Origin of the sequence: Rhodococcus sp. YH1 (genome assembly GCF_009939605.1) — a bacterium.
In the GTDB taxonomy this organism is placed as follows: Bacteria; Actinomycetota; Actinomycetes; order Mycobacteriales; family Mycobacteriaceae; genus Rhodococcus; species Rhodococcus aetherivorans.
In genome coordinates this window covers 1-25,639 of the sequence record NZ_WVTE01000255.1, presented here as the reverse complement: position 1 = coordinate 25,639, position 25,639 = coordinate 1, and the positions used below count along the sequence as shown (strand labels likewise).

Genomic DNA, 25,639 nt, shown 5'->3' with positions numbered 1-25,639 from the left:
TTTTCGTGAAATGCGAAGCGGGGTGTCAGAGCAGTTCGAGGATGGTGGCGTTCGCCATGCCGCCGGCCTCGCACATCGACTGCAAGCCGTAACGGATGCCGTTGTCGCGCATGTGGTGCACGAGACGGGTCATGAGGATCGCGCCGGAGCCGCCGAGCGGGTGGCCGACGCCGATGGCGCCACCGAGGGGGTTGAGCCGGTCCATCGCGGCGCCGGTCTCGATCTGCCACGCGAGCGGCACCGGGGCGAACGCCTCGTTGATCTCGAAGGCGCCGATCTCGTCGATGGACAGGCCCGACCGCTTCAGCGCCTTCTCGGTGGCCGCGATGGGACCGGTGAGCATGATGACCGGATCGTCGGCGGCGACGACGGCGGTGTGGATGCGGGCCATCGGGGTCCAGCCCTGCGCCGCGGCGTACTCGCTCGTGGTGATCAGCAGGGCACCGGCGCCGTCGGAGATCTGCGAGGAGTTGCCGGCGTGGATCACGCCGTCCTCCTTGAACACGGTCTTCAGCTTGGCCAGGGACTCGAGGCTGCCCCCGCGGCGGATGCCCTCGTCGGCGCTCAGGCCGGCGATCGGGGCGAGTTGCCCGGCGAAGGCGCCGGCGTCGGTCGCGGCCGCGGACAGCTCGTGCGAGCGCAGCGAGTACTCGTCGAGCGCGGTGCGGGACAGGCCCCACTTCTCGGCCATCATCTCCGCGCCCGTGCCCTGGCTGAAGCCCTCGACACCGAACCGCTCGAGAACCTCGGCCGGGAAGTGCTCACCGTTCTTGCTCGCGCTGCCCATCGGGACGCGGCTCATCGACTCCACGCCACCGGCGACGACCACGTCGCTCTGACCGGAGATCACGGTAGCCGCGGCGAACGAGACGGCCTGCTGGCTCGACCCGCAGGCGCGGTTCACGGTGGTGGCCGGAACCGTCTCGGGCCAGCCGGCGGCGAACACGGCACTGCGTGAGACGATTCCGGCCTGCTCGCCGACCTGGCTCACGCAACCCCACACGACATCCTCGACCGACGCGGGATCGAGCCCGGTGCGGTCGGCGAGGGCCCCGAGCACGTGTGCCGACAGGTTGGCGGGATGGATCTCGGACAGGGCACCGCCACGGCGCCCGATCGGAGTACGGACGGCATCGACGATCACGGCATCGCGCATGGGGATTCCTTACTGCAGTAGAAGAGCGAGGAGCGGAGACGACGACCGGCCGGGTGGTGGTCCTCGATATCGAGTCGATCACGCACCCGGCCGGTGGGGAAAGGACATTCGGTGGATGACTCCGTTAGGCGGAAGCTATGCCTTCGCGGTGGCGTCCGACTCGCCCCGGATGACGGCGCGGTCGCGCTCCGGGTTCGCGAAGATCAGGACGAGGATCGCCGCGACGATGCCGAGTGCACCGATGACCTGGAAGGCGGTCGCGTAGCCCTCGGCCGGGGTGGCCGCGTTGTCGACGAGCACGCCGGTGCCGTAGGGGGCGACCAGGCCGCCGACCGCCATCAGTGCGAGGAACACGCCCATCGTGCCGGCGGTCTGCTGCGGCGGGCACAGCTCCGAGATGGCGGCGTTGATCAGGGGGAAGACGATCGCGCCGAAGCCGTAGCCGATGGACACGGCCGCGACGGCGAGGCCGGGGGTGCCGATGCTGGGCAGGAAGACCAGGACCGAACCGCAGACGAGGACGCCGATGCCGGGAACGATGATCCGCACGACCCGGGAGCGGTAGCCGCGCTGGGCGAGCCGGTCGGTGACCGAACCGGAGGTGACCATGAGGACGAGACCGACGATCGACGGCAGGGCGAACATCGAACCGGCCTGCAGGGCGCTGTAGCCGAGGCCCACCTCGAAGTAGGAGGGCAGCCAGGTCAGCACGACGGTGGTGAGCGCGTAGACGACCATGATCAGGACAGCGCAGCTGATGAACGTGCGGGTGAGGAAGATCTTCTTCCACGGCACCGACGGTTCGGTGGATGCGGTGCCGGTCCCCTTCTTCACGGCCGTCGCGGTGAACGGGCCTTCCTTCCAGCCGGTCAGCCACGAGGCCATCCACACGGCGCCGAGGATCGACAGGGAGACCAGGGCGGCCCGCCAGCCCCACTCGACCGTGATGTAGGCGAGGATCGGGGCGAGAGCGATCTTGGCAACCGACGCCGAGCCGGCGAGGAAGGCGCCGGGCAGGCCGCGCTTGGCCGGGGGATGCCAGGAGTACGCGGCGGTGTGCATGAGCGCCGAGCTGGGGCCTTCGGCCAGGCCGAGCAGCATGCGGGTGACGATCAGCATCACCAGGCTCGCCGAGACGACCAGCGGCAGCATGACCACCGACCACATCGCGGCCAGCGCAAGCAGCGCCCACCGCAGGGTGAGGTACTTGTTGAGCGGGCCGGCCAGGAAGCCGCCGAGTGTAAAGGTCACGAAGAACAGGGATCCGACGAGGCCGATCTGGGAAGAGGACAGTCCCAGCTCGCGAGCCAGCGGCTGCGCGATGATGCCCAGCACCGCCTTGTCGGCGTAGTTGACGACGTACAGGAAGATCACGAGGCCGGTCATGCCCCATGCCTGCTTGCCGCTGACGAGTGGTGTCGCCCCCTTCGGCGGGGCGCCGTGCGCTGCGTCGTGCGAGATTTCGCCAGTGGTCACCGGAGTGTCCCCTTAATGGCTCGAAGGGATATATCGATCGGACGGTGCGTCGGCGATCGAAAGAGATGCACCGATCAGGCGCTCGGGATCCATTCAACGTGGTCTAGGTCACTGAGGCAATGTCCCGTCGACGAATCGATCGATCGTCGAAACCTATGGACTTCCGGCCCTCCAATGCGAGGGCCATTGATCGGCGCTAACCGACCTATAGCCGAACGGTGTTGGCCCTGTGGCCCGGCGGTGCTGCATATTTGCTCGGACAGCTTCGCCGGCGCGCCCTGGGCTCCGGCGTCCGCCCGGATGAGGACAGGCGATATGAACTCCACTGCTTCCATCGACGAGCTTCCCTCGTCCACCGCGCCCCTGGCCGGTGTGCGGGTCATCGAGGTCTCGAGTTTCATCGCAGCCCCACTGTGCGGCATGACGCTCGCGCAGCTCGGCGCCGAGGTCGTCCGCGTCGACCCGATCGGCGGCGCTGCCGACTACCACCGGTGGCCCGTCACCGAGGACGGCGAGTCCATCTACTGGGCGGGACTGAACAAGGGCAAGCGCTCCCTCGCGGCGGATTTCCGGGACCCGAACGCGCACAAGCTGATCCGGGACCTCATCACCGACGCCGGGGTGCTCGTCACCAACGCCGCGGGACGCGACTGGCTCGACTACGACGAGCTCGCCACGATCCGCCCCGATCTGATCCACGTGCAGGTCCTGGGCCGCGCGGACGGCGGTTCCGCCGTCGACTACACCGTCAATGCCGCCGCGGGCTTCCCGCTCGCCACCGGCCCCGTCGGCCACGCCGGACCGGTCAATCACCTGTTGCCGGCGTGGGACGTCGCGTGCGGTCTCTACGCCGCGCTCTCGGTCGCGTCCGCGGTGCACCGCCGCGAGGTCACGGGTGCGGGCGCAAAGATCGTGCTCCCCCTCGAAGACGTCGCCCTCGCCACCGTCGGCAACCTCGGCTACCTCGCCGAGGCCCAGCTCGGCGGGCCCGACCGCGACCGGATCGGCAACGCCGTCTACGGCACCTACGGTCGCGATTTCACCACCTCCGACGGCGCGTCCTTCATGGTCGTCGCGCTGACCCCGCGCCACTTCCGCGACCTGACCGAACTGACCGGCACGACGGCCGCGGTCGACGCGCTCGAAGCCGCCCTCGGCGCCGACTTCCGCGACGAGGGCGCCCGCTACCGCCACCGCGAGGTACTCGACGCGTTGTTCGCCGTGTGGTTCCGCGAGCACACCGCCGCCGAGGTGGAGACCGCCCTGTCGGGCACCTCGATCCTGCACGAGCGGTACCGCACCTTCGCCGAGATCGCGAAAGACCCTCGCGTCACCGCCAATCCGATGTTCCAGTACGTCGAGCAGCCCCGCGTCGGCGGGCACCTGGCCCCCAGCCTGCCGATGTCGTTCGACGGCCTCCATCCCGCACCCCGGCCGGCGCCGGCCAACGGCGACGACACCGCCGCCGTCCTCAGCGAACACCTCGGCCTGACGCCCGAAGAGATCGATCGTCTCGCCACCGACGGGACCGTCGGTGTCCCCGCCGGCACCCTCCCCGACCTCGAGAAGGACTTCGCATGACCCGTCTCGCCCAGACCCTCGGCCTCACCGAGTTCCAGACCGAGATCCTCGCCACCGTCCGGCAGTTCGTCGACCGGGAGATCATCCCGAACGCGCAGGAACTCGAGCACTCGGACACCTACCCGCAGGCCATCGTCGATCAGATGCGGGAGATGGGCCTGTTCGGGCTGATGATCCCCGAGGAGTACGGCGGGCTCGGCGAGTCGCTGCTCACCTATGCCCTGTGCGTCGAGGAACTCGCCCGCGGCTGGATGAGCGTGTCCGGCGTGATCAACACCCACTTCATCGTCGCCTACATGCTGCGCCAGCACGGCACCGACGAGCAGAAGAACTACTACCTGCCGAAGATGGCGACCGGCGAGACCCGCGGTGCCTTCTCGATGTCCGAGCCGGAACTGGGCTCGGACGTCGCCGCGATCCGCACGAAGGCCAAGCGTGACGCCGACGGCGACTACGTGATCAACGGCCAGAAGATGTGGCTGACCAACGGCGGCAGCTCGACCCTCGTGGCCGCGCTGGTGCGCACCGAGGAGGGTGCCGCCAAGCCCCACGAGAATCTCACCACGTTCCTCGTGGAGAAGCCCGCCGGCTTCGGCGAGGTCGTCCCCGGCGTCACCATCCCCGGCAAGATCGACAAGATGGGCTACAAGGGGATCGACACCACCGAGCTGATCTTCGACAACTACCGCGCCAAGGCGACCGATGTCCTCGGTGGCACTCCCGGCCGCGGCTTCTACCAGATGATGGACGGCGTCGAGGTCGGCCGCGTCAACGTCTCCGCCCGCGCCTGCGGCGTCGCCATCCGCGCGTTCGAACTCGCCGCCCGGTACGCGCAGCAGCGCACCACCTTCGGCAAGCCCATCGCGCAGCACCAGGCGATCTCCTTCTCCCTCGCGGAGATGGCGACGAAGGTCGAGGCCGCTCATCTGATGATGGTCAACGCCGCGCGGCTGAAGGACTCCGGCGAGCGCAACGACGTCGCCGCCGGCATGGCGAAATACCTCACCAGCGAGTACTGCTCGGAGGTCACCCAGGCCAGCTTCCGCATCCACGGCGGCTACGGCTATTCCAAGGAGTACGAGATCGAGCGGCTCATGCGCGAGGCACCGTTCCTGCTCATCGGCGAGGGCACCAGCGAGATCCAGAAGACGATCATCAGCAAGGGCGTACTGCGCAGCTACGCACTCTGATCCGCATCGACCCCATTCGAAGGAGAACCTTTCCGTGCAGCGAACCGTGTTCAACGAGGACCACGAGGCCTTCCGCAAGCTCGTCCGCGACTTCATCGCCAAGGAGGTCGCGCCGGTCCACCACGACTGGGAGGTCGAGGGGCATCCGCCGCGCGACTTCTACCGCCGTCTCGGTGAGCTCGGCGTGCTCGGCATCCAGGTGCCCGAGGAGTTCGGCGGGGGCGGCGAGAAGTCCATCAAGTTCAACGCCGTCGTCGCCGAGGAGACGGCCGCCGCGGGCGTGTCCTTCGGCAGCTACTCGGTGCATTCCAACCTGATCCTGCCGTACCTGCTCGAGTACGCTTCCGAGGAGCAGAAGCAGCGCTGGTTGCCCGGATTCGCCTCGGGTGACCTGATGTTCGCGATCGCGATGACCGAGCCCGGCACCGGGTCGGACCTGGCAAACATCTCGACGACGGCGAAGCTGTCGGCCGACGGCAGCCACTACGTCGTCAACGGCGCGAAGACCTTCATCACCGGTGGTGCGCTCGCCGACCGCATCCTCGTGGTGTGCCGCACGGCGCCCGCCACGCCGGAGGACCGCCGCGCGGGGCTGAGCATTCTCGTCGTCGACACCACCTCCGAGGGCTTTGCCGTGGGCCGCAAGATCGAGAAGATCGGCCTCAAGGCGTCCGACACCGCCGAGCTGTCCTTCACCGACGTGAAGGTGCCCGTGACGGATCGGCTCGGCGAGGAGGGATCCGGATTCTCGTACCTGACGCACAATCTCGCGCAGGAGCGGCTGACCATCGCATTCGGCGCATCGGCGTCCTCGGCCGCCGCGCTCTCGCACGCGATCGCGTACGTCAAGGACCGCAAGGTGTTCGGCAAGCCGGTCGCGTCGTTCCAGAACACCAAGTTCGTCCTCGCCGAGTGCGCCACCGAGGTCGAGGCGATCCGGCTCATGGTCGACCGTGCCCTCGACCTGCACGACGCGGGCGAGCTGACCGTCGCGGACGCGGCGAAGGCCAAGCTGTTCTGCACCGAGGCCGCCGGCCGGGTCATCGACAAGTGCCTGCAGCTGCACGGCGGCTACGGCTACATCACCGAGTACCCGATCGCGCGGCTCTACGCCGACACCCGCGTCACCCGCATCTACGGCGGCACCAGCGAGGTCATGAAGACGATCATCGCCAAGGATCTCGGGCTCTGACCGCCGCCCGCACAGGATCCGTGCGGCGAACCGGAATCCGCCCATGCCACGGCGTGGGCGGATTCCGGTACTGCGAGCGAATTCGGTTGCGCTCCGGATTCACTCGACGATCGCGGTGGCCGGGACACGTCCGAGCACGGCCCTGGTGGCGGTGACCAGCTGCTCGAGCCAGGCGTCCGTGCCGATCGCCTGGCGCAGCGGCTCGTTCGGCAGCTCGATGCTCACCGGCAGCCCCTCCGGCAGGGCGGACCAGATCGCCGGGAGGTCGATGCCGCCCGTGCCGGGCACGAGCCTTTCCTCCCGGGCGTGCCGGATCAGTTCGGCGTGATCGCGCGGGGCGGGGGTGGCGCCGTCGCACATCTGGGCGTAGTGCAACCACTCGCGCGGGATGGCCGCCAGGTCGGCGACGGTCGTGGAAGAGCGTGCGACGTGCAGCGCGTCGACGAGCACGCTGCGGGCCGGACCGTCGGCCCCGGCGACGATCTCGACGGCCGTCTTCGCGTCGGGAACCGCTGTCCACGGCATGAATTCGAGGCTCGCAACGATGCCGTAGGAGGCGCACAGCTCCGCCAGCCGCGCGTAGGAGTCGGTGAGACGGGCCCGGTCGGGGTCGTCGCCGCCGACCAGGACGGCCCGCGCCCCGAGCCGCGCGCCCGCCTCGAGCAGCGGAGCGTAGTCGGACGGGTCGAAATCCGGACCGAGACGGATGATCTCGAGATCGAACACCTGGACCGGGGAATCGGCGAGACGGCGGACGAGCGCGGAGAGCGCGGCGTCGTCCTCATGCAGCGGGTAGGCCGTGGTGCCGGGCGCCGCGGGCAGCAGACGCAGTCCGATCGTGTCGAATCCGTGCCGTTCGGCGAGATCGACGTGCTGCAGCGGCGGGGTGTCGAGGACGGTGAGGGCGGCGAGGCCGAGTGGGGTGCTCATCGGGTGGCTCCTGTGGTCGATGCGAGGCGGCGTCCGGTCAGGTACCCGAAGGTCATTGCCGGGCCCAGATTGATTCCGCCGGAGGGGTAATGGCCGCCCATCACGCTGGACTGGTCGACGCCGACCGCGAACAGCCCGTCGATCGGCCGGTCGTCGCGGTTCAGCACCCGGGACGACGAGTCGGTGACCAGGCCGGCGAACGTGCCGAAACTGCCGGGGACGACCTTGACGGCGTAGAACGGTCCGCGCTCGAGCGGCGCGAGGGACGGGTTGGGCCACGGGTTGTCCGCATCCCCGGACTTGACGTTGAACGGGGTGGTGCCGCGGCCGAATTCGGGATCCTCCCCGAGGCGTGCGCTCTCGTTGAACGCGGTGACGGTCTTCTCGAGCCCGTCCGGGTCGACGCCGATCCGCTCCGCGAGTTCGCGGAGCGTCCGGCCCTTCGAGAGGTATCCGGATCGCAGGTAGGGCCACGTCGGGATCGGGAAGGGCTTGGCCATGCCGAGCGGGAAGTACCGCAGGTATTGCTGGTCGGCGATCAGCCAGGAGCAGATCTCCTCGCCGTCCGGCACCTGTTCGACCATTGCCAGTGTGTAGTCGTGATATCCGAGCGCCTCGTTGACGAAACGGCGCCCGTCGGCCAGCACCCCGATGACACCGGGCTTTCCGCGGTCCAGGATGTGCGGGAACACGCCTTGCCTGCCGTTGCGGTACCGGACGAGGGATACGGGACAGTATGCCACCGGCGAGGCGAGCGAACGGTCGAGGCGGCCACCGACGGATTCGCCCAGCGAGATGCCGTCACCGGTCGTCGTCGACGGCGTGAGCGTCCAGTGTTCGCGTCCGGTCGGGGTGCGGGGGAACAGCTCTCGCCGCCGGTCGAGGTCGCGGGTGAACCCGCCGGTCGCGAGGACGACACCCCGGCGGGCGGACACCGTGTAGGCGCCGTCGGGGCCCTCGAGCCGGACACCGACGACACGGCCGGACGGGTCGGTGACGAGTGCGGTGGCGGCGGTGGCGACGCGGATGTCGGCGCCGGCATCGAGTGCGGAGCGCAGCAGCCGGCCCACGAGCGCCGTCCCGTTGACCAGTTGCTGGCCCCGACGCCTGGTGGCGAGGTCGAACATGTGGGTCGAGACGCGGCGCGCGCAGTGCAGGAACGCCCGGCCCGAGCGGGTCGAGTGCAGGAAGGCCTGCAGGTCCGGGCCGGCCATGATGCCCATGCCGAGGAACGAGGTCTCGTACAGCTGCCGCCGCAGCAGCGCGGCGACGTCGGGTCCGAGGCGGCGCAGGCTCACGGGCTTCGGCGCGACGGAGCGGTGTCCCGTGCCGGCGCCGGGGGTGTCACCGTGGATGTCGGCGATGGCGGCGCCGGGGACGAACTGCAGCGCCGTGTGGTGTTCGAAGAACTCGACCATCTCGGGGGCACCGTCGAGGAGCGCGTCCACCTTGGCGGCATCGAAGTTGTCCCCGAGCCGGTGCTCGAGGTAGCGGCGCGGCTCCGAGCGGTCCTCGTGCACCCCGTCGGCGTGGGCGAACAGGGTCCGCGGTGTCCACATCCACCCGCCCGACCAGGCGGTGGCGCCGCCGCACACGTCCGCCTTCTCGACGACGAGCACGGAGGCGCCCCCGTGGGCGGCAGCCACGGCCGTGGACAGCCCGCCCGCGCCGGAACCGACGACAACCACGTCGTAGGTGAGGGATTCGGACACTGTGTCGGGGGTCATCGGAGCTCCTTGCCGGACGATACGAGGGTGGGTGCGGGCGCGAGGTCGACGACCCGGCCGGTGCGGGAGGATTCGTAGATCGCGGCGACGACGGCCAGGGAGGCGCGGGCGTCCCGCCCGGTCACCGCGGGCCGGCGGCCGGTCAGCACGGACTCGGCGAAGTCCTGGACCTGCAGGGTGTGGAAGTCTGCGAGGCCGGCGTTGACGTCGCGGACGTCGAGATTGGCGTCGACCTCGGGGGCATACGGGGTTCGCAGCTCCACCTCGCCCGGCGCGGTCCACAGCTCGTTGACGCCCTCACGCCCCTCGGGGAACTCGAGGACGCTCGCGATCGCCCCGGTTGCGCCGATCACCGTCACGCGGTTGCCGAGGTTGTGGTTGGCGCCGGTGGTGGCGGTGATCGTCGCGGTGCCACCGGAGGCGAACGAGACGACAGCCGAGGCGCTGTCCTCGGTTTCGATGTGCTCGCCGTGGAAGCGGGTGCCGACGAAGCCACTGACGCGGACCGGCGCGCCCATGAACCACTGCAGCATGTCGATCTGGTGTACGGCCTGCGTCATGAGGACGCCCCCGCCGTCGGTGTCCCACCGCCCGCGCCACGCGTCGGCCGAGTAGTAGGTCGACGGGCGGTGCAGGATCACCGACACCTCCCCGAGGACGGGAACGCCGAGGCGGCCGTCGTCGATCGCCGCCTTGATGCGGCGCGCCGCGGGCCAGAATCGGCGCTGGAACAACACCCCGAAGGTGATGCTCGCGCGGTCGGCGGCCGCGATCATCCGGTCGGCCGCGGCCACGTCCACCGCGATCGGCTTCTCGCACAGCACGTGGATCCCGGCCTCGGCGGCGGCGAGGACGATCTGTTCGTGCACGGGGTGTGGTGTGCAGACGGTGCAGGCGTCGAGGCCGAGAGCGAACAACTCCGCCACCGATCCGACGGCGTGGGCGATGCCGTGCCGGGCGGCGAATGCGCGAGCGCGCTCCAGGTCGGGGTCGCAGCACGCGACGACCTCGACGCCGGGCACCTGCTGCAGTGCGTGCGCGTGGTTGCCCGCGATCTTTCCGCATCCGACGATGCCTGCACGAAGGGGCATCAGAAGTGTTCCTCTCGTTCGACGTCCCGGGCCGCGGCTTCGCCGCGGTCGAGACGGTTCAGCGCGGCGACGTCCGCCGCCGTGAGTTCCACGTCGACGGCGGCCAGATTCTCGGACTGGCGCGCCGGGTTCGCCGACCGCGCGACCGGCACGACGCCCTGCGCGAGGTGCCAGGCCAGCACGACCTGCGCGCGCGTGCAGCCGACGCGGTCCGCGATCGAGGCGATCACGGGGGCGCCGAGCACCTCGCCGCGGCCGAGCGGGCTCCACGACTGGGTGAACACCCCGAGCTCGTCGTTCGCGCGGCGGACGGGCAGGCGGGCCAGCGACGGGTCCATCTGGATCTGGTTGACGGCGGGAGCCTCCCCGGTCTCGGCCACCACCTTGCGCAGATGGTGGCCGAGGAAGTTGGAAACCCCCACGTAGCGGACGAGCCCGGCGTCGCGGCACTCGAGCATGGCCTCGAAAGCCGCGGCGTACCGGTCGAACCGCGGCAGCGGCCAGTGGATGAGGAACAGGTCGAGCCGCTCGAGGCCGAGGCGCTCGAGGCTCCGCTCCACGGCACCGCGAACGTCGCCGGAAACATGGTCGCTGCCGCGGAGTTTGGTGGTGACGAACAGGTCGTCGCGGGGCACGCCGCAGGTGGCGAGGGCGGCGCCGACGGCGTCCTCGTTCCCGTAGATCGCTGCCGTGTCGATCAACCGGTATCCGGCCTCGATACCGGCGAGCACGGCGCGCGTGGCGTCGGGCCCGACGAGGGGCCAAGTGCCCAGGCCGAGGCGCGGCAGCGCGGTGCGCACGGAATCCGGTGCCGGCGCGGTGGTCTCCGGGTTCACGCGTCGGCCCCCACGCGCGAATCGGCGGCCGCGGTGATGCGGACGGCGACGTCGGCGGCCGTGACGAGCGCGGCATGAAGGGAGCCGCCGTCGCCGCTCGCGTCCCCGACGGAGTGGACGCCGAGCCGCGGCGCGAGCCGCCGCAGCTCGGTCAGCAGGTCGGCGCGTGGCTCGACGCCGTGCGAGACGAGCAGTTCCCCGGGAGCGGGCACGGTGCGCTGTTGCCCGTTCGTCGAGATGACCACCCGGTCGGCCTCGATGTGCGTGACGACGGACGACAGGTACGTGGTGAGGTTCTCGCTCGCCGCCAGCCGGGGCAGCAGGACGATCTTGCCGCGACGGCCGACATCGTGCGCGATCGTCTCCTGCGGACCGATCATCACCACCCTCGTGCCGTGCTGGAGCAGGTCGTCGGCCACCGCCGCGGCCTCCCGGTCGGCACCGAAGATCGTGATCGACTCGGGCGCGGGGTCCCCGGAGGCGAGGAACTCCCGCACGTCGCGGATCCGTCGCGTGCCGGCACCGGGAAGGTCGATCGCCGGTCCGCGCCCGCCGGTCGCGAGGACGATCGCGTCGAAGTCGAGCGGGGCCAGCGTGGCGGCATCGACTCTCGTACCGGTGTGGCAGGTGACATTCAGGTCCGCGAGTTCGTCGCGGTACCAGTCGACGATCCGGTGGTATTCCGGGTACTCGTGCAGCCGGGAGGCCAACGCGAAATCGCCACCCAGACTGCCGCGTTCGTCGTACAGATCGACGCTGTGGCCCGCCAGGGCGAGCTCACGCGCGGCCGCCGTGCCGGCCGGTCCGCCGCCCACGACGGCGACGCGCACCGCGGTCCCGGCCGGCGTCGAGGGCTGCTCGAGTTCGCGACCGACCCACGGGTTGACCGAACACGGGATCGGCCCGGCCGCCAGGCTGTCGATGCAGTAGTTGCAGGCGATGCAGGGCCGGTACCGACCCCCGTCGAGGGCACGGTTCGGGAAGTCCGGGTCGGCGTGCAGGGTCCGGGCCATGCTCACGAAGTCGGCCCGGCCGGAGGCGATGATCTGCTCCGCCGTCTCGGGTGAGCTGATCCGGCCGGCGACGCCCACCGGGATGTCGAAGTCGCGGGCATACGGTTCGGCGTACGGGGCGAGCAGACCGCGCTGCCACTCCCCCGGCTGGATGATCCACTGCCCCGACTCGTAGTTGCCCGCCGAAACGTCGAGGAAGTCCAGCCGGTGCGTGTCGATCGCGTCGATGCGCTCGCGCGTCGTCTCGGCGTCGAGCCCGCCGTCGACCGCCTCGAAGGCCGAGAAACGCAGTCCCAGAGTGATACCCGGCGCCATGGTGCGGACCGCGTCGATGACCCGGTTGACGAACAGCGTCGGCTCGGCCCACTCGTCGTCGCGGTGGTTGTATGCGGGCGAGAGGAACTGGTGGATGAGATAACCGTGCCCGCCGTGCAGGGAGATCACGTCGACGCCGGCCTCCGCGCAGCGTGCCGCAGCCTCACCGAAGCACTCGACGAGGTGCTCGATGTCGTCGCTGTCGAGCTGCTCGGGCATCTCGCCGCCGACGACCGCGCACGGGATCGGGGTGGGGGCGACCGGGACGAATCCGCTCACCGCGCCCTGCGCGGTGCGGCCCCCGTGGTTGAGTTCGACACCGACGAGTGCGCCGTGGGCGTGCACCGCCTCCGCCATCCGGGCGATGCCGGGGATGCGTTCGTCGACGTCCACACCCATCTGGCGGATGCGGCCCTTGCCGTCGGCCCGCACGTAGCTCGCCTCGGTGAAGACGAGCGCGGCGCCTCCGGCGGCACGTCGCTCGAGGTAGGCGATGTAGCGGTCGGTCATCGTGCCGTCGAGTTCGCAGTAGTTGCGTTCCATGGGCGCGGACACGAAGCGGTTGCGCAAACGGACCGAACCCATGTCCAGCGGTTGCGCGAAGGACGCGGTGGTGTTCATTCCATCTCCTGGTGGGCATCGGGACGTCCGGCCGGCGCACGGTCCACCGGCGCGGCCACGAGAACCCGGTCCGAGATCAGCTCGTCGAGGTGCTTCCGCATGCGGTCGACGTCGGGACGGATCCCGGTCAGCAGCGCGAACGTGTCGGCGGCCTGGGCGACGAGCATCTGCCCGCCGTCGAGCACGTCGCAGCCGAGAACCGCTGCGGCCGCGATCAGCTCGGTTCGCATCGGCCGGTAGACGATGTCCGCGACCCACAGCCCGGGGTGCAGGGCGCCGGTGTCGAAGGGCGTTCCGGGGTGGCCGACCATGCCGATCGGCGAGGCGTTGACCACCCCGGTGCACGTGCGCAGGGCGGCGGGAATCGCCTCCGCCGGCAGAGCCGTGGCCCGAGTCGCGGGGAAGGCGGTGGACAGTCGCGCGCAGACGTCCGCGGCGCGGGCGGTGTCCACGTCGGCGATCCGCAGGTCCGCCACACCCGCGGCGGCGAGCGCGTAGGCCACCGCCGAGCCCGCACCGCCCGCACCGACCAGCACGACCGCATCCAGGGCGGCATCGGGCAGCCCGCGGCGCAGCGCCGTGAGGAATCCGCTGTGGTCCGTGTTGTGGCCGATCAGGCGCCCGTCCCGGACGACGACGGTGTTGACCGCGCCGAGCAGGCGGGCGTTGTCGGACAGGCCGTCGAGGGCCGGGATGACGACCTGCTTGCACGGGTGGGTGATGTTCAGGCCGGTGCAGCCGCCGGCGACGACGGCGCGCACCAGGTCGCCGGTGCGTTCGACGGGAACGTTCTCCGCCTCGAGGTCGAGCAGTTCGTAGCGGTAGTCGCTCACACCGAGTGCGGCGGCCTCGCGCTCGTGGAGGGCCGGCGACAGGGACGAGGCGATGCCTGCCCCCACGAGCCGGATGCGGTGGCGGGCGGTGGACGGGGTCACGGTTACTCCTACGGGGGTGGGACGGGCCGTGGCCCCGGCGCGTCGGGCGCCGGGGCTCGGTGGCCGGTCAGACGTCGCTGCGGACGAGTTCCTGCGCCGGTCGCGCCGCCGGCGCCGGGCGACGCTCGCCCAGGTCCTCGGTGGGGGTGCGGTAGGTCTCCGGACCGGTGAGGGCGGCGATCGACGACAGCACCGCGAAGCCCAGGCACATCCAGGCGACCGGGGCCCAGTTGCTGGTGTCCCCCGCCGAGAGCATCTGCGCGACGGCGGGTGTGAATCCGGCGACGAGCAGACCGAGCATGAGGCTCACGGCCATGCCCGTGTACCGGACCCGGGCCGGGAACTGCTCCGGGAAGTAGGCCGGGTAGACACCGTTCGGCATGGCGTAGAAGAAGCCGATCAGCACGATCCCCGAGGCGAACACCAGTGGCGTGCTGCCGGTTCCGATGGCGTGGAAGAAGGCGAACACCATCGCGCCCGAGCCGAGGGCACCGAACACGAACACCGGCTTGCGGCCGATCCGGTCCGCGAGGAGCCCGGCCACGGGCTGGCTGAGCACCGCCACGAAGTTGGCGGCGGCGATCGCCCACAGCATCGTGGAGCGCTCGAAGCCTTCGACCTGCACGGCGTAGGCGAGTGCGAAGACGTTGACGATCGTGTTGATCATGGCGAACGTGGCGCTGAGGCTGATCCGCAGGACGGTGCGCCAGTGCGAGCGGAACATCTCGACGACCGGCAGGGTGGCGGTCTCGCCGTTCTCCTGGAGTTCCTCGAACACCTCGGGCTCGTCGAGCTTGCGGCGCAGCCACACCGCGACCACCGTGACGACGATGCTGAGCCAGAACGGCACCCGCCAGCCCCACGAGTACAGCGCCTCGTCGGGCAGCGATGCCACCGGGATGAACACGAGGCTCGAGATGACGATGCCGAACATGATGCCGCTCATGGTGAACGACGTGAAGAACGAGCGCCGGTGCGCCGGGGCGTGCTCGAGCGTCAGAGACGACGAGCCCGGGGATTCACCACCGGCCGACAGGCCCTGCAGCAGGCGCAGCAGCACCAGGATCACCGGCGCGGCGATGCCGATCTGCTCGTAGGTGGGCAGGCAGCCGATGACGAACGTGGCAATGCCCATCAGCATCAGGCAGGCCAGGAGGGCGTTGCGCCGGCCGAACTTGTCACCCCAGTGCCCCCACAGCACGGCGCCGAGCGGGCGGGCGATGTATGCGACGCCGAGGGTGCTGATCGACAGCAGCGTCGAGGTGGCTCCGTCGCCGGGAAAGAAGATCTTCCCGAAGACGAGGGCTGCGGCGGAGCCGTAGATGAAGAAGTCGTAGTACTCCAGGGTGCTGCCCAGGAAACCGGAGATGGCCGCCCGGCGGGCGTTCTCGTTCGGTCGTCCGTCGGGGCCGGCAGCGTGCGTGTTCGCCATGGCGTTCCTTTCGTCCCAGGATCCGACGGACGCCGAGTCGGCCATTCGGTGATGGCCCTCACAGTCGCCGGAACGAGACGAGCGTGACACGCCGCACTATGCAGCGTCCAACACTGAAAAAGTCTCAGATAAAGACCCTTATCGTCTCAATCGGGCGTCGGAAGAATCTCCTCGGCGACCTTCAAGGCCACCTCGAGCGCCGGCGACACGCGCCGGGGCGACCAGCCGATCCCGTGGTGCATGTAGACGGATTCTCCGGCGAGGGGGACGAAGACCGTGCCCGGCGGCGTGATCGTCGCGATGCTCGACGTCATCAACGCCACCCCCACGCCGGCCGAGACGAGCACCAGGATCATGTACGGGTCGGTGATCTCCTGGACCACGCGCGGGCGGAACCCCGCGTCGAGGCACGCACGCATGGCGCTCTCCTGCAGGGCCGACCCCGCCGACAACGGGGTGGTGATGAAGCCGTCGTCCGCGAGTTCGTGCAGGTCGATCTCCGGCTCTCCGGCGAGCGGGTGGTCGGAGGGCAGCACGGCACCGAACGACTCGCGGCGGATCAGCCGGGTGGCCACCGCCGTGGACTGGACCGGCAGCCCGACGAACGCGAGATCCAATGCACCACTTTCTAATTGGGTGACCGCCTCGCGGGTCATGATGCGGCCGACGAGGTCGAGCTCGATGTCCGGGTAACGCTGTCGCAGCGCCCGGGTCAGCGGCGGGAGCGAAAGATGGTTCAGCACACCGGTGAACCCGATCTTGATGCGGCCGTACACGCCGCCGGCGGACGCGCGCGTGGCCTGCCGTGCCGTCTCGACGCTTTCGAGGATGTGGTAGGCGTGGGGCAGGAAGGCGTGACCGCCCGCCGTGAGGGCGACGCTGCGCGTATTGCGCTCGAACAACGGCACACCGAGGTCCTTCTCGAGCTTGCGCACCGTCTGACTCAGGGGTGACTGCGCCATCTGCAAGCGGGCGGCGGCCCGGCCGAAGTGCAGCTCCTCCGCGACGGCGACGAAGGCCTGAAGCCAGCGGATCTCCATGTCGATCCCTTCGGGGACTTGACGACTGCACCTACAGCCGTATATCCAGATTCATACATGGTGCGTCTCCGATTGTTTCGATTTCGCACATGGATTCAGACTACTATCCACACACCGGCGAGGAGCAGCCGTATGGTGACCTATCCCTCGGGCGCGACCGCGCTCGTCACCGGCGGGGCGAGCGGAATCGGCGCGGCCTGCGCGAGGCGGCTGTCCGCCGCGGGCGTCCGGGTCGTCACCGCCGACATCGCGGACGGCGCCGACGAACGCGTCGACGTCACCGACCCCGCCGCCGTCGAACGGCTGCGAGAACGCCTGGGCCGGGTCGACATCCTCGTCAACAGCGCCGGCGTCGTGGGACCCTCGGCGCCGCTGGTCGACACCGAGCTGTCCGACTGGCACCGCACGTTCCGCATCAACCTCGACGGCACGTTCCTCGCATGCCGCGCCTTCGTTCCCGCGATGATCGGCGCCGGCTGGGGCCGGGTGGTGAATCTGGCGAGCATCGCGGCCAAGGACGGCAATCCGAAGCAGAGCGCCTACTCGGCGTCCAAGGCCGCGGTGATCGCGCTGACGAAGTCGCTCGGCAAGGAGATCGCGACGACCGGGGTGCTCGCCAACGTGGTTGCGCCCGCGGCGGTGGAGAGCCCGATGAACGCCGGAACGGATCCGGCGATCCTGGCGCGGTCGCAGAGCCTGACGCCGATGGCCCGGATGGGCAGGCCGGACGAGATCGCCGAACTCGTCGCCTGGCTCTCCTCGGACGCGCTGAGCTTCTCGACCGGCGCCGTATACGACGCGAGCGGCGGCCGCGCGTCGTACTGACGGTCCGCACTCGGCCGACGAGCGGGAGGTTTCCGCGTCCAGCGGGAACTTGTCGTCGGAGCTACTCGGCCGACGCCGCCGTCCCGGCCCGCTCGGCGCGACAAGCTCCCGTTCGACCCGGAGCAGGCTGCGCGCGGAGGGCGTCGGCGCGTCAGACCAGGGGCCACCCGGTGTACTGCTCGGCGATCAGGGTGCGTCCGGCGACGGAACGGGTGATCGCGTCGAGCTCGGCGTCCTGGCGCTTGTTGTCGAACGGGCTGCTGCCCGGGTGGGCGTGCAGCATCGACGACATCCACCACGAGAAGTGCTGGGCCCGCCACACGCGCGGCAGCACTTCCGCGGTGTAACCGTCGAGCCGGCCGCGTTCACCGCGGGTGAGGTACTCGTCCATCGAACGGGCCAGCACGAACACGTCCGCGACCGCGAGGTTGAGCCCCTTGGCGCCGGTCGGCGGGACGGTGTGCGCGGCATCGCCGGCGAGGAACAGGTTGCCGTGCTGCATGGGCTCGCACACGAAGCTGCGGAACTGCAGGATCGACTTCTCGAAGATCCGGCCGTCCTTGACCTCGGCCCCCTCCCCGTCGACCCGGGCGTGCAGTTCGCTCCAGATGCGGTCGTCGGACCAGTTGGCGACGTCGTCGTCCGGGTCCACCTGCAGGTAGTGCCGCTGCACGTCGGCGGTGCGGGTGGAGATCAGTGCGAAGCCCCGCTCGTGCCGGGCATAGATCAGTTCCTCCGACGAGCGGGGCGCCTCGGCGAGGATGCCGAGCCAGGCGAACGGGTACTGCCGGAAGTGGTCGGTGCGCACCTGCGGCGCCGGAATCAGACCGCGGGTGCCGGTGCGCGAGCCGTCGCAGCCGGCGACGAGCAGCGCGTCGAGGCGCTGCGGGTTGCCCTGCGCGTCGGTGTAGGTCAGGTACGGCCGATCGGTGAGGTGGTCGTGGACCTGCACGTCGGAGACACCGAAGCGGAGGTCGCCACCGTCGGCGAGACGGCGGGCGATGAGGTCCTTGTTGACCTCGTGCTGCGGGTAGACGGTGACCGCGCGCCCGACGAGTTCGTCGAACGCGATGCGGTGACCCCTGCCGCCGAAACGGAACTCCACGCCGTGGTGCTCGTAACCCTCGGCCTTCAGCCGGTCGCCGACGCCGGTCTCGACCATGAGGTCGACGGTGTTCTGCTCGAGCACGCCGGCGCGGATGGTGGCCTCGATGTCCTCCCGCGAGCGCGCCTCGAGCACGACGGACTCGATGCCGCGCAGGTGCAGCAGGTGCGACAGCATCAGCCCGGCGGGGCCGGCGCCGACGACGGCGACCTGGGTGCGGGATTCGCTCATGGGGGACTCCTCGGGATCGGGAAGCGGTGACGACCCTCACTGTCCCGAAGGAAGGTCCACGTCGTCACCCCCCACTTTCACTCAGCGAAAGACGGCTTTCAGGTCAGCCGCCGGGAGATGCCGCTCGCCGCCGCTCGCATGGCCGGGATCAACGGCGCGGGATCCGCATCGATCGACACCACCACCGATATCGCCGCGACGACCCGGCCGGAACGCTCCCGGATCGGTGCCGCCATCGCCATCGTGCCCACGTTCAGGTATTCGCGGCAGCTCACGATGCCGGTGCGGCGGACGCCGTCGAGCACGCGCCGCAACCGGGCCTCGTCGGTGATCGTGGCGGGGGTGAACCGTTCGAGCCCGGCATCGAGCACCTCCTGCAGCAGCTCGGGCCCGCCGTGGGCGAGCAGCACCAGCCCACCGCTCGACGCGTGCAGCGGCAGCCGGCCGCCCGCCCGGCCGACCACGGCCACGGCACCGCGCGCCGACAACCGCTCGACGTAGAGCGCCTCGAGCCCCTCCCGGACGACCAGCTGCACGTTCTCCCGGGTCGCGTCGAACAGGTCCTCGAGATAGGGCATCGCCACCTGGCGCAGGCCGTGCGCGCGGGGCGCGAGGGCGCCGAGCTCCCACACCCGCACCCCGACCTGATAGCTGCCGTCCGCACGGCGTTCGAGTGCCCCGGCGTCGACGAGCTGGCCGCACAGCCGGAACACCGTCGGCAGGGGAAGCCCGGTCCGGCGGCTCAGTTCCGACTGGGTCAGGCGCGGGCGCTCGGCGGTGAACGCGCCCAGCACGGCGAAGGCGCGGCCGAGCAGGGTCCGGTCGGGAACATCGGGCACGCACCCATTGTGGGGTGTCCGCATCGGGCGGGCGCGAGCCGGAAGGGCGCACCGGCGGCCGAGCGTCTATCGTGTTCGCGCATGCGACTGGTCGAGAGATCGAAACGGGTCATAGAGGCGCACCTGAACAACACCAGCATCCGGGCACTGTCGGGGTCGATGGTGGCGTACGAGGGCCAGGTGCAGTTCAAGTCGGCCGGATTCGGCGGCGGCGAGGGCGTGCTGGCCGGCCTGCGGCAGCGGGCCACGGGTGAGGGCCTGTCGCTGATGGAGTGCGCCGGCAACGGCGTGGTCTATCTCGCCCACCAGGGGCAGGACGTCACGGTGCTCGAGTTGAACAACGAGACGCTGCAGGTCGAGTCGGAGCAACTGCTCGCCCTGAACGGCAACCTCACCACGAACGTCACGTTCGCCGGGGTGCGCGGCAACATGAGTGGCCAGGGCCTGTTCACCACGACGGTCACCGGCAGCGGGCAGGTCGCGCTGCTGTCGGCCGGTGGCCCACTGATCCACCTCGAGGTCTCGCCGCAGTACCCGCTCGTCGTCGACCCGGACGCGTTCGTGTGCGCGAAGGGACAGTTGAGCCAGTCGTTCGTCACCGACGTCTCGTGGCGCACGTTCGTCGGTCAGGGCAGCGGCGAGGCGTTCTCGCTGCGGTGGGACGGCATGGGCGTCGTGTCCATCCAGCCGGCGGAGCGGTGAGGGAGGCAGCGATGACGGAGACAGCGGTGTTCTCGAAGATCAACGGCAAGGTCGTCAAGGTCGATCTGAACCAGTCCGGGCCGGTCGTCGCCCGTCGCGGCGGGATGCTGTTCTACACCGGCATGGTGCAGTTCGCTCCGCACCAGGTACCCGGGGCCGGTGGGATGCCGGGCATGGGCGGGATCGCCGGGATGGCGGGACGGATGATGCAGGGCGAGCACGAACGCACGATGCTCGCGCAGGGCAACGGCGTGGTGCACTACGGCTTCCGCGGCCTCGAGGTGCACGTGGTGGACCTGTCCGCGGGCGGCGAGCTGCGGGTGGAGGCGTCGCGGCTGCTGGGATACACCGCGAGCCTGCAGAGCTCGGTGGTGTCGATGTCGGCGCCCCCGGCCGGGGGCGGCGGTGGCGGTGGCGGCTTCCTGGGCGCGCTGCGCAGCGCCGCCACCGGCATGGTGACCGGCACCGGCATGTTCACCACCCAGCTGTCCGGGCGCGGGGCCGCGGTGCTGCTCGGGCACGGTGGATTCCTCGAGCTGCAGGTCGGCGGGCCGGCCCCGGTCGTCGTCGACCCGCAGTCCTTCATCGCCGCCCACGGACCGGTGCGGACGGAACTGAAGTCCGCGATGAGCTGGCGCACCGCGGGGCGCAGCGGCGGCGAGGGCCTCCAGCTCGAATGCACCGGTCAGGGCATCGTCTACGTGCAAGCGTCGGAGGAGAAGCTGTGAGCGTCGTCCTGAACCCGTCCCACCTCGTCGGCAGCGACAACCTGCCCGGCAACCACTACGCCTTCTGCATCGACCTGCAGAGCCCGTGGTTCCTGTCCAAGGGCGCGATGATCGCCTACTACGGGCAGGTGCAGTTCACCTCGCTCACCCACGGACTGCAGGGGCAGCTGCTGCAGATGGTGGCGCACCAGTTCTCGGCCCCGCTGTACATGGGTGACTACGTCGTCGCCGAGGGGTACGGGAAGCTGATCCTCGGTGACCGTGGGTACGACATCAACTCCTACGACCTCGACGACGGCAACCTCACCATCCGGGCCGCGAACCTGCTCGCGTTCGAGCCCGGGCTGTCGCTGAACCAGTCGATCGTGCCGGGCTTCCTCACGCTGATCGGGACGGGCAAGTTCCTCGCGTCGTCGAACGGGCCCGTGATGTTCGCCGAGCCGCCGCTGCGGGTCGATCCCGAGGCGCTCGTCGGGTGGGCGGACTGCCCGTCGCCGAGCCATCACTACGACGAGGCGTGGGTCAACGGCTTCGTGGCGGCGGGGGCGCGCATGTTCGGTGTGCAGTCCGGGGAGGAGCGGCAGTTCGACTTCACGGGCGCTGGGACCGTGCTCATCCAGTCCAGCGAGAAGGTGATCGACGACAGCGCGATCGTCCGGACCATCGAGGGACAGCTACCGGGTCTGACCCCCGGCGGTCTGCAGCGGATCAACCAGGTGGTGGCGTCGCAGTTGCAGTCACAGCAGCACTGAACTCGGCAGCCCTGAACTCGGCAGCCCTGAGCCCGGCAGCACCGGCCTCAGGGCACCCCGGGCCGGGACTGGGCACTTACCCGGGGCGCCCGAGGCCGGATTGTGACTACGCTCACAGGTAAGCCACACCTCATTGAGGTAAGGTTTGGTGAACCTAAGTAGTACGTCCAGGAGGGTCTCGATGATCGTCTGCAGCTGCCACGCTCTCTCGCACCGGCACATCGAGGCCCACATCGCTGCCGGGGCGCGCTGCACCCGCGAGATCGGCGCGGCCTGCCGCGCCGGCACCGACTGCGGACGGTGCGTCCGAAATATCTCGGCGATCGTTCGCGCATCCCGCGAGCGGGATGAGAGGATCGAACTCGAGACCGCCGTCTAGACCCCTACCCGGCGGTCGATCCGCGTTCGGTCCCCGGGAGGCGCCATGAAGGGCGACAAGAAGGTCATCGAGTACCTCAACGAGCAGCTCACCGCCGAGCTCACGGCGATCAACCAGTATTTCCTGCACTCGAAGATGCAGGACAACAACGGCTGGACCAAGCTCGCCGCGCACACCCGCGCCGAATCCTTCGAGGAGATGCGGCACGCCGAAACCCTCACCGACCGGATCCTGTTCCTCGAGGGCCTGCCCAACTACCAGCGGCTCGGCACGCTGCGGCTCGGCGAGACGGTCAAGGAGATGTTCGAGGCCGACCTGCAGGTCGAGATCGAGGCCCGCGACCGCCTCCGCAAGGGCTCCGAGTACATGCGCTCGGTCAGCGACATCACCTCGGCCCGCATCTTCGAGGAGATCCTCGCGAACGAGGAAGAACACATCGACTACCTGGAGACCCAGCTGGGCCTGCTCGAGCAGCTCGGCGAAGCCCTCTACATCTCCGTGCACGTATCGCCGCCGGAGTGAGCGAGGCGCGCGTCCCGATCGACAAGCAGACCCGCCCGGTGTACCGGGCGCAGATCGAGGTAGCCAAAGCGATCCGCCAGGCCACGGCCGACGCCGGACTCGAGCGTCGGCTCGTGGAGCTGGTGAACGTACGCGTCTCCCAGATGAACGGCTGCGCCTACTGCCTGGACGTGCACGTCCGGGACGCCCTGCGCGAGGGCGAGACCACCCAGCGACTCGCGGTGCTGCGGGCCTGGCGGGAGACGGACCTGTTCACCGAGCAGGAGCAGGCCGCTCTCGCCCTCGCCGAGTCGATCACCACGCTGCCCGACAGTCACCTGCAGGACCGGGACTACGACTTCGCGCGCGCCCGGCTCACCGAGGACGAACTCTCCGCGATCGCGTGGGTTGCCGTGGCGATGAACGCGTTCAACCGGATCTCCATCGTCAGCCGGCACCCGGTACGTCCCCCGCAACAGTGACGGCCGAATTGATTTCCTGAGCAACCACCCGGTTATTCTCGACGGATGACGAAGACCCGGTGGCTCAGCGACGACGAGCAGCGCACCTGGCGCGCCTACCTCGACAGCACCCGGCTGCTGATGAGCGCCCTGGACAAGCAGCTCACCCAGGACTCCGGGATGTCCCTCACCGACTACGAACTGCTGGTCGCCCTCTCGGAGGCCCCCGGCCGGCGGCTGCGCATGCGCGCCCTCGCCGACGCCGTCGTCACGACCCGCAGCGGCGTCACCCGCGCGATCAGCCGCCTCGTCGACGCCGGCTGGGTGCAACGCGTCGAATGCGACGAGGACAAGCGCGGCATGCTGGCCGAACTCACCGAGGCCGGCGCCGCGAAGCTGGCCCAGGCCAGCCCCGGACACGTCGAGGCCGTACGCTCCTACGTGTTCGACCTGCTCAGCCCTCAGGACGTGACCCGCTTCGGTGACACGTACACCGCGATGCGCGCGCACCTGCTCGACAACACCTGAACAGCCGGAGGAATGCCATGAGCGACCCGTCCGTCGTCGCCGTCCACAATCCGCAGCAACAGCGCTACGAACTGCGCGACGGCGACACCGTCGTCGGCTACACCCAGTACCACCCCGACGGCGACGTTCAACTCGTGTTCGACCACACCGAGGTCGACCGCGCCTACTCGGGCCAGGGCCTGTCGAGCACGCTGGTGCGGTTCGCGCTCGACGACGTGCGTGCCCGCGGCAAGCGGGTGGTGGCGATCTGCCCGTTCGTCGACGGCTTCATCGACAAGCACCCCGAATACAAGGATCTCGCCGACTGAGACCGGGACACCGCCGCATGCCGACTCCGCCGGATCCCTCCGCCGTCGCGGCCACCCTGCGGCGCGCGGGTTGCGTGTTCGCGGAGGAGGAGGCGCGGCTGCTCGTCGAGGCCGCCGGCACGCCCGGCGAGCTCGCCGGCATGGTGGACCGGCGCGCCGCCGGCGAGCCGCTCGAGCACATCCTCGGCTGGACCGAGTTCCACGGCCTGCGCATCCTCCTGGACCCCCGGGTGTTCGTGCCGCGCCGGCGCAGCGAGTTCCTCGTCGATCGCGCCGTCGCTCTCGCCCTGCCCGGCGCCGTCGTCGTCGACCTGTGCTGCGGCTCGGGGGCCCTGGGTGCCGCGGTGGCGACGGCCGTTGCCGGGGTGGACCTGCATGCGACGGACCTCGATCCCGCCGCGGTGCGGTGCGCGGGCCGCAACGTCGCCGCGCTCGGCGGCCGGGTGTACGAGGGCGACCTCTACGACCCGCTCCCCGAGGTGCTGCGCGGGCGCGTCCATCTCCTGCTCGCGAACGTGCCGTACGTACCGACCGCGGACCTGACGCTGCTGCCCGCCGAGGCCCGGGACCACGAGGACCGCATCGCCCTCGACGGGGGCGCCGACGGCCTCGACGTGCTGCGGCGGGTGGCCGCGACGGCCGGGCGATGGCTGGCACCGGGCGGGCACCTGCTGGTCGAATCGAGCGAGCGGCAGGCCGCCGGGATCGCCGAGTGCTTCGCCCGCAGCGGGCTGATCCCGCAGGTGGTACACAGCGACGACGCGTTCGCGACCGTCGTCGTCGGCACCGCTCCGCGCTGATCGTCCGGGCTCACCCGACGTGCGCGGCCCGGTGCCGGCGCACGGCGTCGCGGTTCGCGCACCGCGGCGAGCAGTACCGCTGCCGCCCGTTGCGGGAGGTGTCCGCGTAGACGTGGTCGCACTCGTCGAGGGCGCAGCGGCCGAGGCGGTGCATGCCCCGGCCCACCAGGTGCAGGGCCGTTCCCACGGAGACGAGGGCCTCGACGACACCGGCGAGGGAATGCTGGTCGTCCCGGTAGTGCAGGTGCCAGCCGTCGCCGGCGTGGTTCGTCATGCGCGGGTACGCCGATGCGGCGGCAAGCATCTCGTTGACCAGCGCGGCGCGCTCGGCGTCCCCGGTCGCGTCGACGACGCGGCACCAGCGTCCGAGCATCGCGCCGACGCCGAGCAGGTCGTCGGCACCGACCGGGAAGTCGATCACCAGGCCCGCCTCGACGCAGCGCTGCACCAGCGCGTCGACGGTCACGGGCGGGTCGTTCACCAGATCCGCGGCGAGCCGCACGGCATACTCGCCGTAAGGGTTGAGATGCACAATGCCATTACATCACGCTGGGTGGCATGCAGACATCCCATCGCCACCACTGGACCGAGGTCTCCCGCCACCCGACGAGCGAAGGCGTGGTGCACTACCAGCGCTGCGCGTGCGGCCGCTGGCACATGGTCGCGACGCCCCTCGTCGCCGATCCGATCGGCGTGTCGGCGACGGTCCCGGTCACCCCGCGACCGTGAAACCCGGCGCCCCGCGGAGGACAATCGCCTCCATGACCGAGCGCAAGCGGCCGGACATCACCTTCGAGTCGTGGATCGAACGTCAGATCCGCGTCGCGCAGGAGCGGGGCGACTTCGACAACCTCAGGGGAGCCGGCAAACCCATCCCGCATCGCAGCGACGACGAGCTGTGGTGGGTGAAGGACTATCTGCGCCGGGAAGGACTGTCCACCGAGG

The 25,639-nt window shown here is 70.1% G+C and carries 28 protein-coding genes; 15 read left to right on the top strand and 13 right to left on the bottom strand.

From position 1 onward, the window contains the following. Positions 1 to 25: 25 nt before the first annotated feature. Both AIIKEEIJ_RS25055 and AIIKEEIJ_RS25050 read right to left on the bottom strand, forming a co-directional pair. Positions 26 to 1,156, bottom strand: coding sequence for a thiolase family protein (locus tag AIIKEEIJ_RS25055; protein WP_006944012.1), 1,131 nt, complete (start codon positions 1,154 to 1,156; stop codon positions 26 to 28). A 135-nt stretch (positions 1,157 to 1,291) separates the two neighbouring features. Continuing rightward, the gene (locus AIIKEEIJ_RS25050) at positions 1,292 to 2,632 is read right to left on the bottom strand and encodes an MFS transporter (RefSeq protein WP_161996802.1); all 1,341 of its coding nucleotides are present in this window, start codon (positions 2,630 to 2,632) and stop codon (positions 1,292 to 1,294) included. A gap of 315 nt (positions 2,633 to 2,947) precedes the next feature. Between AIIKEEIJ_RS25050 and AIIKEEIJ_RS25045 the strand changes: the two genes are divergently transcribed. Genes AIIKEEIJ_RS25045 through AIIKEEIJ_RS25035 form a run of 3 tightly spaced genes read left to right on the top strand, consistent with a single transcriptional unit; the run spans position 2,948 to position 6,595 of the window. Continuing rightward, positions 2,948 to 4,213, top strand: a complete 1,266-nt coding sequence (locus AIIKEEIJ_RS25045; protein WP_102800194.1) for a CoA transferase — start codon at positions 2,948 to 2,950, stop codon at positions 4,211 to 4,213. After that, positions 4,210 to 5,403, top strand: a complete 1,194-nt coding sequence (locus AIIKEEIJ_RS25040; protein ID WP_006944025.1) for an acyl-CoA dehydrogenase family protein — start codon at positions 4,210 to 4,212, stop codon at positions 5,401 to 5,403. Before AIIKEEIJ_RS25045 ends, AIIKEEIJ_RS25040 begins: the two co-directional genes overlap by 4 nt. A gap of 34 nt (positions 5,404 to 5,437) precedes the next feature. Then, positions 5,438 to 6,595 (top strand): acyl-CoA dehydrogenase family protein, encoded by a 1,158-nt coding sequence (locus AIIKEEIJ_RS25035; protein WP_006944033.1) that lies wholly within the window; start codon positions 5,438 to 5,440, stop codon positions 6,593 to 6,595. Between the two features lie 99 nt (positions 6,596 to 6,694). Here AIIKEEIJ_RS25035 and AIIKEEIJ_RS25030 read toward each other — a convergent pair whose 3' ends face one another. From AIIKEEIJ_RS25030 to AIIKEEIJ_RS24995, 8 genes are all read right to left on the bottom strand, one after another. Continuing rightward, positions 6,695 to 7,525, bottom strand: a complete 831-nt coding sequence (locus tag AIIKEEIJ_RS25030; RefSeq protein ID WP_102800195.1) for a sugar phosphate isomerase/epimerase family protein — start codon at positions 7,523 to 7,525, stop codon at positions 6,695 to 6,697. Further along, positions 7,522 to 9,252, bottom strand: coding sequence for an FAD-dependent oxidoreductase (locus AIIKEEIJ_RS25025; RefSeq protein WP_161996801.1), 1,731 nt, complete (start codon positions 9,250 to 9,252; stop codon positions 7,522 to 7,524). The genes AIIKEEIJ_RS25030 and AIIKEEIJ_RS25025 overlap by 4 nt, the downstream gene beginning before the upstream one ends. Then, complete coding sequence (locus tag AIIKEEIJ_RS25020) at positions 9,249 to 10,343, bottom strand: Gfo/Idh/MocA family oxidoreductase (RefSeq protein WP_161996800.1); 1,095 nt, start codon at positions 10,341 to 10,343, stop codon at positions 9,249 to 9,251. Before AIIKEEIJ_RS25020 ends, AIIKEEIJ_RS25025 begins: the two co-directional genes overlap by 4 nt. Further along, entirely contained in the window at positions 10,343 to 11,179 is an 837-nt protein-coding gene (locus tag AIIKEEIJ_RS25015; RefSeq protein WP_161996799.1) for an aldo/keto reductase, read from the bottom strand. Before AIIKEEIJ_RS25015 ends, AIIKEEIJ_RS25020 begins: the two co-directional genes overlap by 1 nt. Next, positions 11,176 to 13,128 carry an oxidoreductase gene (locus AIIKEEIJ_RS25010; RefSeq protein ID WP_006944049.1) on the bottom strand — a complete coding sequence of 651 codons (1,953 nt, stop codon included), beginning with the start codon at positions 13,126 to 13,128 and terminating at the stop codon, positions 11,176 to 11,178. Before AIIKEEIJ_RS25010 ends, AIIKEEIJ_RS25015 begins: the two co-directional genes overlap by 4 nt. Next, complete coding sequence (locus AIIKEEIJ_RS25005; RefSeq protein ID WP_161996798.1) at positions 13,125 to 14,063, bottom strand: shikimate dehydrogenase; 939 nt, start codon at positions 14,061 to 14,063, stop codon at positions 13,125 to 13,127. The genes AIIKEEIJ_RS25010 and AIIKEEIJ_RS25005 overlap by 4 nt, the downstream gene beginning before the upstream one ends. A gap of 67 nt (positions 14,064 to 14,130) precedes the next feature. Further along, positions 14,131 to 15,495 carry an MFS transporter gene (locus AIIKEEIJ_RS25000; protein WP_006944053.1) on the bottom strand — a complete coding sequence of 455 codons (1,365 nt, stop codon included), beginning with the start codon at positions 15,493 to 15,495 and terminating at the stop codon, positions 14,131 to 14,133. Between the two features lie 146 nt (positions 15,496 to 15,641). Next, on the bottom strand, positions 15,642 to 16,535 hold the full coding sequence (locus tag AIIKEEIJ_RS24995; RefSeq protein ID WP_006944055.1) for a LysR family transcriptional regulator: 894 nt from the start codon (positions 16,533 to 16,535) through the stop codon (positions 15,642 to 15,644). Positions 16,536 to 16,667: 132 nt separating this feature from the next. Here AIIKEEIJ_RS24995 and AIIKEEIJ_RS24990 point away from each other — a divergent pair, with 132 nt between their 5' ends. Then, positions 16,668 to 17,360 carry an SDR family oxidoreductase gene (locus tag AIIKEEIJ_RS24990; RefSeq protein WP_161996797.1) on the top strand — a complete coding sequence of 231 codons (693 nt, stop codon included), beginning with the start codon at positions 16,668 to 16,670 and terminating at the stop codon, positions 17,358 to 17,360. Positions 17,361 to 17,511: 151 nt separating this feature from the next. Here the strand turns inward: AIIKEEIJ_RS24990 and AIIKEEIJ_RS24985 are convergent, their stop codons facing one another. Continuing rightward, entirely contained in the window at positions 17,512 to 18,696 is a 1,185-nt protein-coding gene (locus tag AIIKEEIJ_RS24985) for a 4-hydroxybenzoate 3-monooxygenase (RefSeq protein ID WP_006944057.1), read from the bottom strand. A 98-nt stretch (positions 18,697 to 18,794) separates the two neighbouring features. Next, on the bottom strand, positions 18,795 to 19,559 hold the full coding sequence (locus tag AIIKEEIJ_RS24980) for an IclR family transcriptional regulator (protein WP_202917585.1): 765 nt from the start codon (positions 19,557 to 19,559) through the stop codon (positions 18,795 to 18,797). Between the two features lie 57 nt (positions 19,560 to 19,616). Here AIIKEEIJ_RS24980 and AIIKEEIJ_RS24975 point away from each other — a divergent pair, with 57 nt between their 5' ends. From AIIKEEIJ_RS24975 to AIIKEEIJ_RS24935, 9 genes are all read left to right on the top strand, one after another. Then, positions 19,617 to 20,237: an AIM24 family protein gene (locus AIIKEEIJ_RS24975; RefSeq protein WP_006944059.1), complete on the top strand. Its 621-nt coding sequence runs from the start codon at positions 19,617 to 19,619 to the stop codon at positions 20,235 to 20,237. 11 nt (positions 20,238 to 20,248) lie between these two features. Beyond that, positions 20,249 to 20,965, top strand: a complete 717-nt coding sequence (locus AIIKEEIJ_RS24970) for an AIM24 family protein (RefSeq protein WP_202917584.1) — start codon at positions 20,249 to 20,251, stop codon at positions 20,963 to 20,965. Then, positions 20,962 to 21,717, top strand: a complete 756-nt coding sequence (locus AIIKEEIJ_RS24965; RefSeq protein ID WP_006944062.1) for an AIM24 family protein — start codon at positions 20,962 to 20,964, stop codon at positions 21,715 to 21,717. The genes AIIKEEIJ_RS24970 and AIIKEEIJ_RS24965 overlap by 4 nt, the downstream gene beginning before the upstream one ends. A gap of 181 nt (positions 21,718 to 21,898) precedes the next feature. Next, the gene (locus AIIKEEIJ_RS24960; protein ID WP_006944063.1) at positions 21,899 to 22,096 is read left to right on the top strand and encodes a (2Fe-2S)-binding protein; all 198 of its coding nucleotides are present in this window, start codon (positions 21,899 to 21,901) and stop codon (positions 22,094 to 22,096) included. 45 nt (positions 22,097 to 22,141) lie between these two features. Further along, the gene (bfr, locus tag AIIKEEIJ_RS24955; protein WP_006944064.1) at positions 22,142 to 22,618 is read left to right on the top strand and encodes a bacterioferritin; all 477 of its coding nucleotides are present in this window, start codon (positions 22,142 to 22,144) and stop codon (positions 22,616 to 22,618) included. Beyond that, positions 22,615 to 23,079 carry a carboxymuconolactone decarboxylase family protein gene (locus AIIKEEIJ_RS24950; protein WP_006944065.1) on the top strand — a complete coding sequence of 155 codons (465 nt, stop codon included), beginning with the start codon at positions 22,615 to 22,617 and terminating at the stop codon, positions 23,077 to 23,079. The genes bfr and AIIKEEIJ_RS24950 overlap by 4 nt, the downstream gene beginning before the upstream one ends. Positions 23,080 to 23,124: 45 nt before the next feature. Continuing rightward, positions 23,125 to 23,586: a MarR family winged helix-turn-helix transcriptional regulator gene (locus AIIKEEIJ_RS24945; RefSeq protein ID WP_006944066.1), complete on the top strand. Its 462-nt coding sequence runs from the start codon at positions 23,125 to 23,127 to the stop codon at positions 23,584 to 23,586. A gap of 17 nt (positions 23,587 to 23,603) precedes the next feature. Further along, on the top strand, positions 23,604 to 23,894 hold the full coding sequence (locus AIIKEEIJ_RS24940) for a GNAT family N-acetyltransferase (RefSeq protein WP_006944067.1): 291 nt from the start codon (positions 23,604 to 23,606) through the stop codon (positions 23,892 to 23,894). 17 nt (positions 23,895 to 23,911) lie between these two features. Then, positions 23,912 to 24,694 (top strand): putative protein N(5)-glutamine methyltransferase, encoded by a 783-nt coding sequence (locus AIIKEEIJ_RS24935; protein ID WP_161996795.1) that lies wholly within the window; start codon positions 23,912 to 23,914, stop codon positions 24,692 to 24,694. 10 nt (positions 24,695 to 24,704) lie between these two features. Here AIIKEEIJ_RS24935 and AIIKEEIJ_RS24930 read toward each other — a convergent pair whose 3' ends face one another. Beyond that, the gene (locus AIIKEEIJ_RS24930; protein WP_006944073.1) at positions 24,705 to 25,226 is read right to left on the bottom strand and encodes a CGNR zinc finger domain-containing protein; all 522 of its coding nucleotides are present in this window, start codon (positions 25,224 to 25,226) and stop codon (positions 24,705 to 24,707) included. 26 nt (positions 25,227 to 25,252) lie between these two features. Here AIIKEEIJ_RS24930 and AIIKEEIJ_RS24925 point away from each other — a divergent pair, with 26 nt between their 5' ends. Next, positions 25,253 to 25,423, top strand: coding sequence for a hypothetical protein (locus AIIKEEIJ_RS24925; protein ID WP_161996793.1), 171 nt, complete (start codon positions 25,253 to 25,255; stop codon positions 25,421 to 25,423). Positions 25,424 to 25,455: 32 nt separating this feature from the next. Continuing rightward, the coding region (locus AIIKEEIJ_RS24920; protein ID WP_161996794.1) for a DnaJ family domain-containing protein at positions 25,456 to 25,639 on the top strand (184 nt) is incomplete at its 3' end.

Bases quoted from the DNA above. Each gene is read 5' to 3' on its own strand.
- AIIKEEIJ_RS25055 (WP_006944012.1), bottom strand. From the start codon at position 1,156: ATGCGCGATGCCGTGATCGTCGATGCCGTCCGTACTCCGATCGGGCGC.
- AIIKEEIJ_RS25045 (WP_102800194.1), top strand. From the start codon at position 2,948: ATGAACTCCACTGCTTCCATCGACGAGCTTCCCTCGTCCACCGCGCCC.
- AIIKEEIJ_RS25040 (WP_006944025.1), top strand. From the start codon at position 4,210: ATGACCCGTCTCGCCCAGACCCTCGGCCTCACCGAGTTCCAGACCGAG.
- AIIKEEIJ_RS25030 (WP_102800195.1), bottom strand. From the start codon at position 7,525: ATGAGCACCCCACTCGGCCTCGCCGCCCTCACCGTCCTCGACACCCCG.
- AIIKEEIJ_RS25025 (WP_161996801.1), bottom strand. From the start codon at position 9,252: ATGACCCCCGACACAGTGTCCGAATCCCTCACCTACGACGTGGTTGTC.
- AIIKEEIJ_RS25020 (WP_161996800.1), bottom strand. From the start codon at position 10,343: ATGCCCCTTCGTGCAGGCATCGTCGGATGCGGAAAGATCGCGGGCAAC.
- AIIKEEIJ_RS25010 (WP_006944049.1), bottom strand. From the start codon at position 13,128: ATGAACACCACCGCGTCCTTCGCGCAACCGCTGGACATGGGTTCGGTC.
- AIIKEEIJ_RS25000 (WP_006944053.1), bottom strand. From the start codon at position 15,495: ATGGCGAACACGCACGCTGCCGGCCCCGACGGACGACCGAACGAGAAC.
- AIIKEEIJ_RS24995 (WP_006944055.1), bottom strand. From the start codon at position 16,535: ATGGAGATCCGCTGGCTTCAGGCCTTCGTCGCCGTCGCGGAGGAGCTG.
- AIIKEEIJ_RS24990 (WP_161996797.1), top strand. From the start codon at position 16,668: ATGGTGACCTATCCCTCGGGCGCGACCGCGCTCGTCACCGGCGGGGCG.
- AIIKEEIJ_RS24985 (WP_006944057.1), bottom strand. From the start codon at position 18,696: ATGAGCGAATCCCGCACCCAGGTCGCCGTCGTCGGCGCCGGCCCCGCC.
- AIIKEEIJ_RS24980 (WP_202917585.1), bottom strand. From the start codon at position 19,559: ATGCGGACACCCCACAATGGGTGCGTGCCCGATGTTCCCGACCGGACC.
- AIIKEEIJ_RS24975 (WP_006944059.1), top strand. From the start codon at position 19,617: ATGCGACTGGTCGAGAGATCGAAACGGGTCATAGAGGCGCACCTGAAC.
- AIIKEEIJ_RS24970 (WP_202917584.1), top strand. From the start codon at position 20,249: ATGACGGAGACAGCGGTGTTCTCGAAGATCAACGGCAAGGTCGTCAAG.
- AIIKEEIJ_RS24960 (WP_006944063.1), top strand. From the start codon at position 21,899: ATGATCGTCTGCAGCTGCCACGCTCTCTCGCACCGGCACATCGAGGCC.
- bfr (WP_006944064.1), top strand. From the start codon at position 22,142: ATGAAGGGCGACAAGAAGGTCATCGAGTACCTCAACGAGCAGCTCACC.
- AIIKEEIJ_RS24945 (WP_006944066.1), top strand. From the start codon at position 23,125: ATGACGAAGACCCGGTGGCTCAGCGACGACGAGCAGCGCACCTGGCGC.
- AIIKEEIJ_RS24940 (WP_006944067.1), top strand. From the start codon at position 23,604: ATGAGCGACCCGTCCGTCGTCGCCGTCCACAATCCGCAGCAACAGCGC.
- AIIKEEIJ_RS24935 (WP_161996795.1), top strand. From the start codon at position 23,912: ATGCCGACTCCGCCGGATCCCTCCGCCGTCGCGGCCACCCTGCGGCGC.
- AIIKEEIJ_RS24925 (WP_161996793.1), top strand. From the start codon at position 25,253: ATGCAGACATCCCATCGCCACCACTGGACCGAGGTCTCCCGCCACCCG.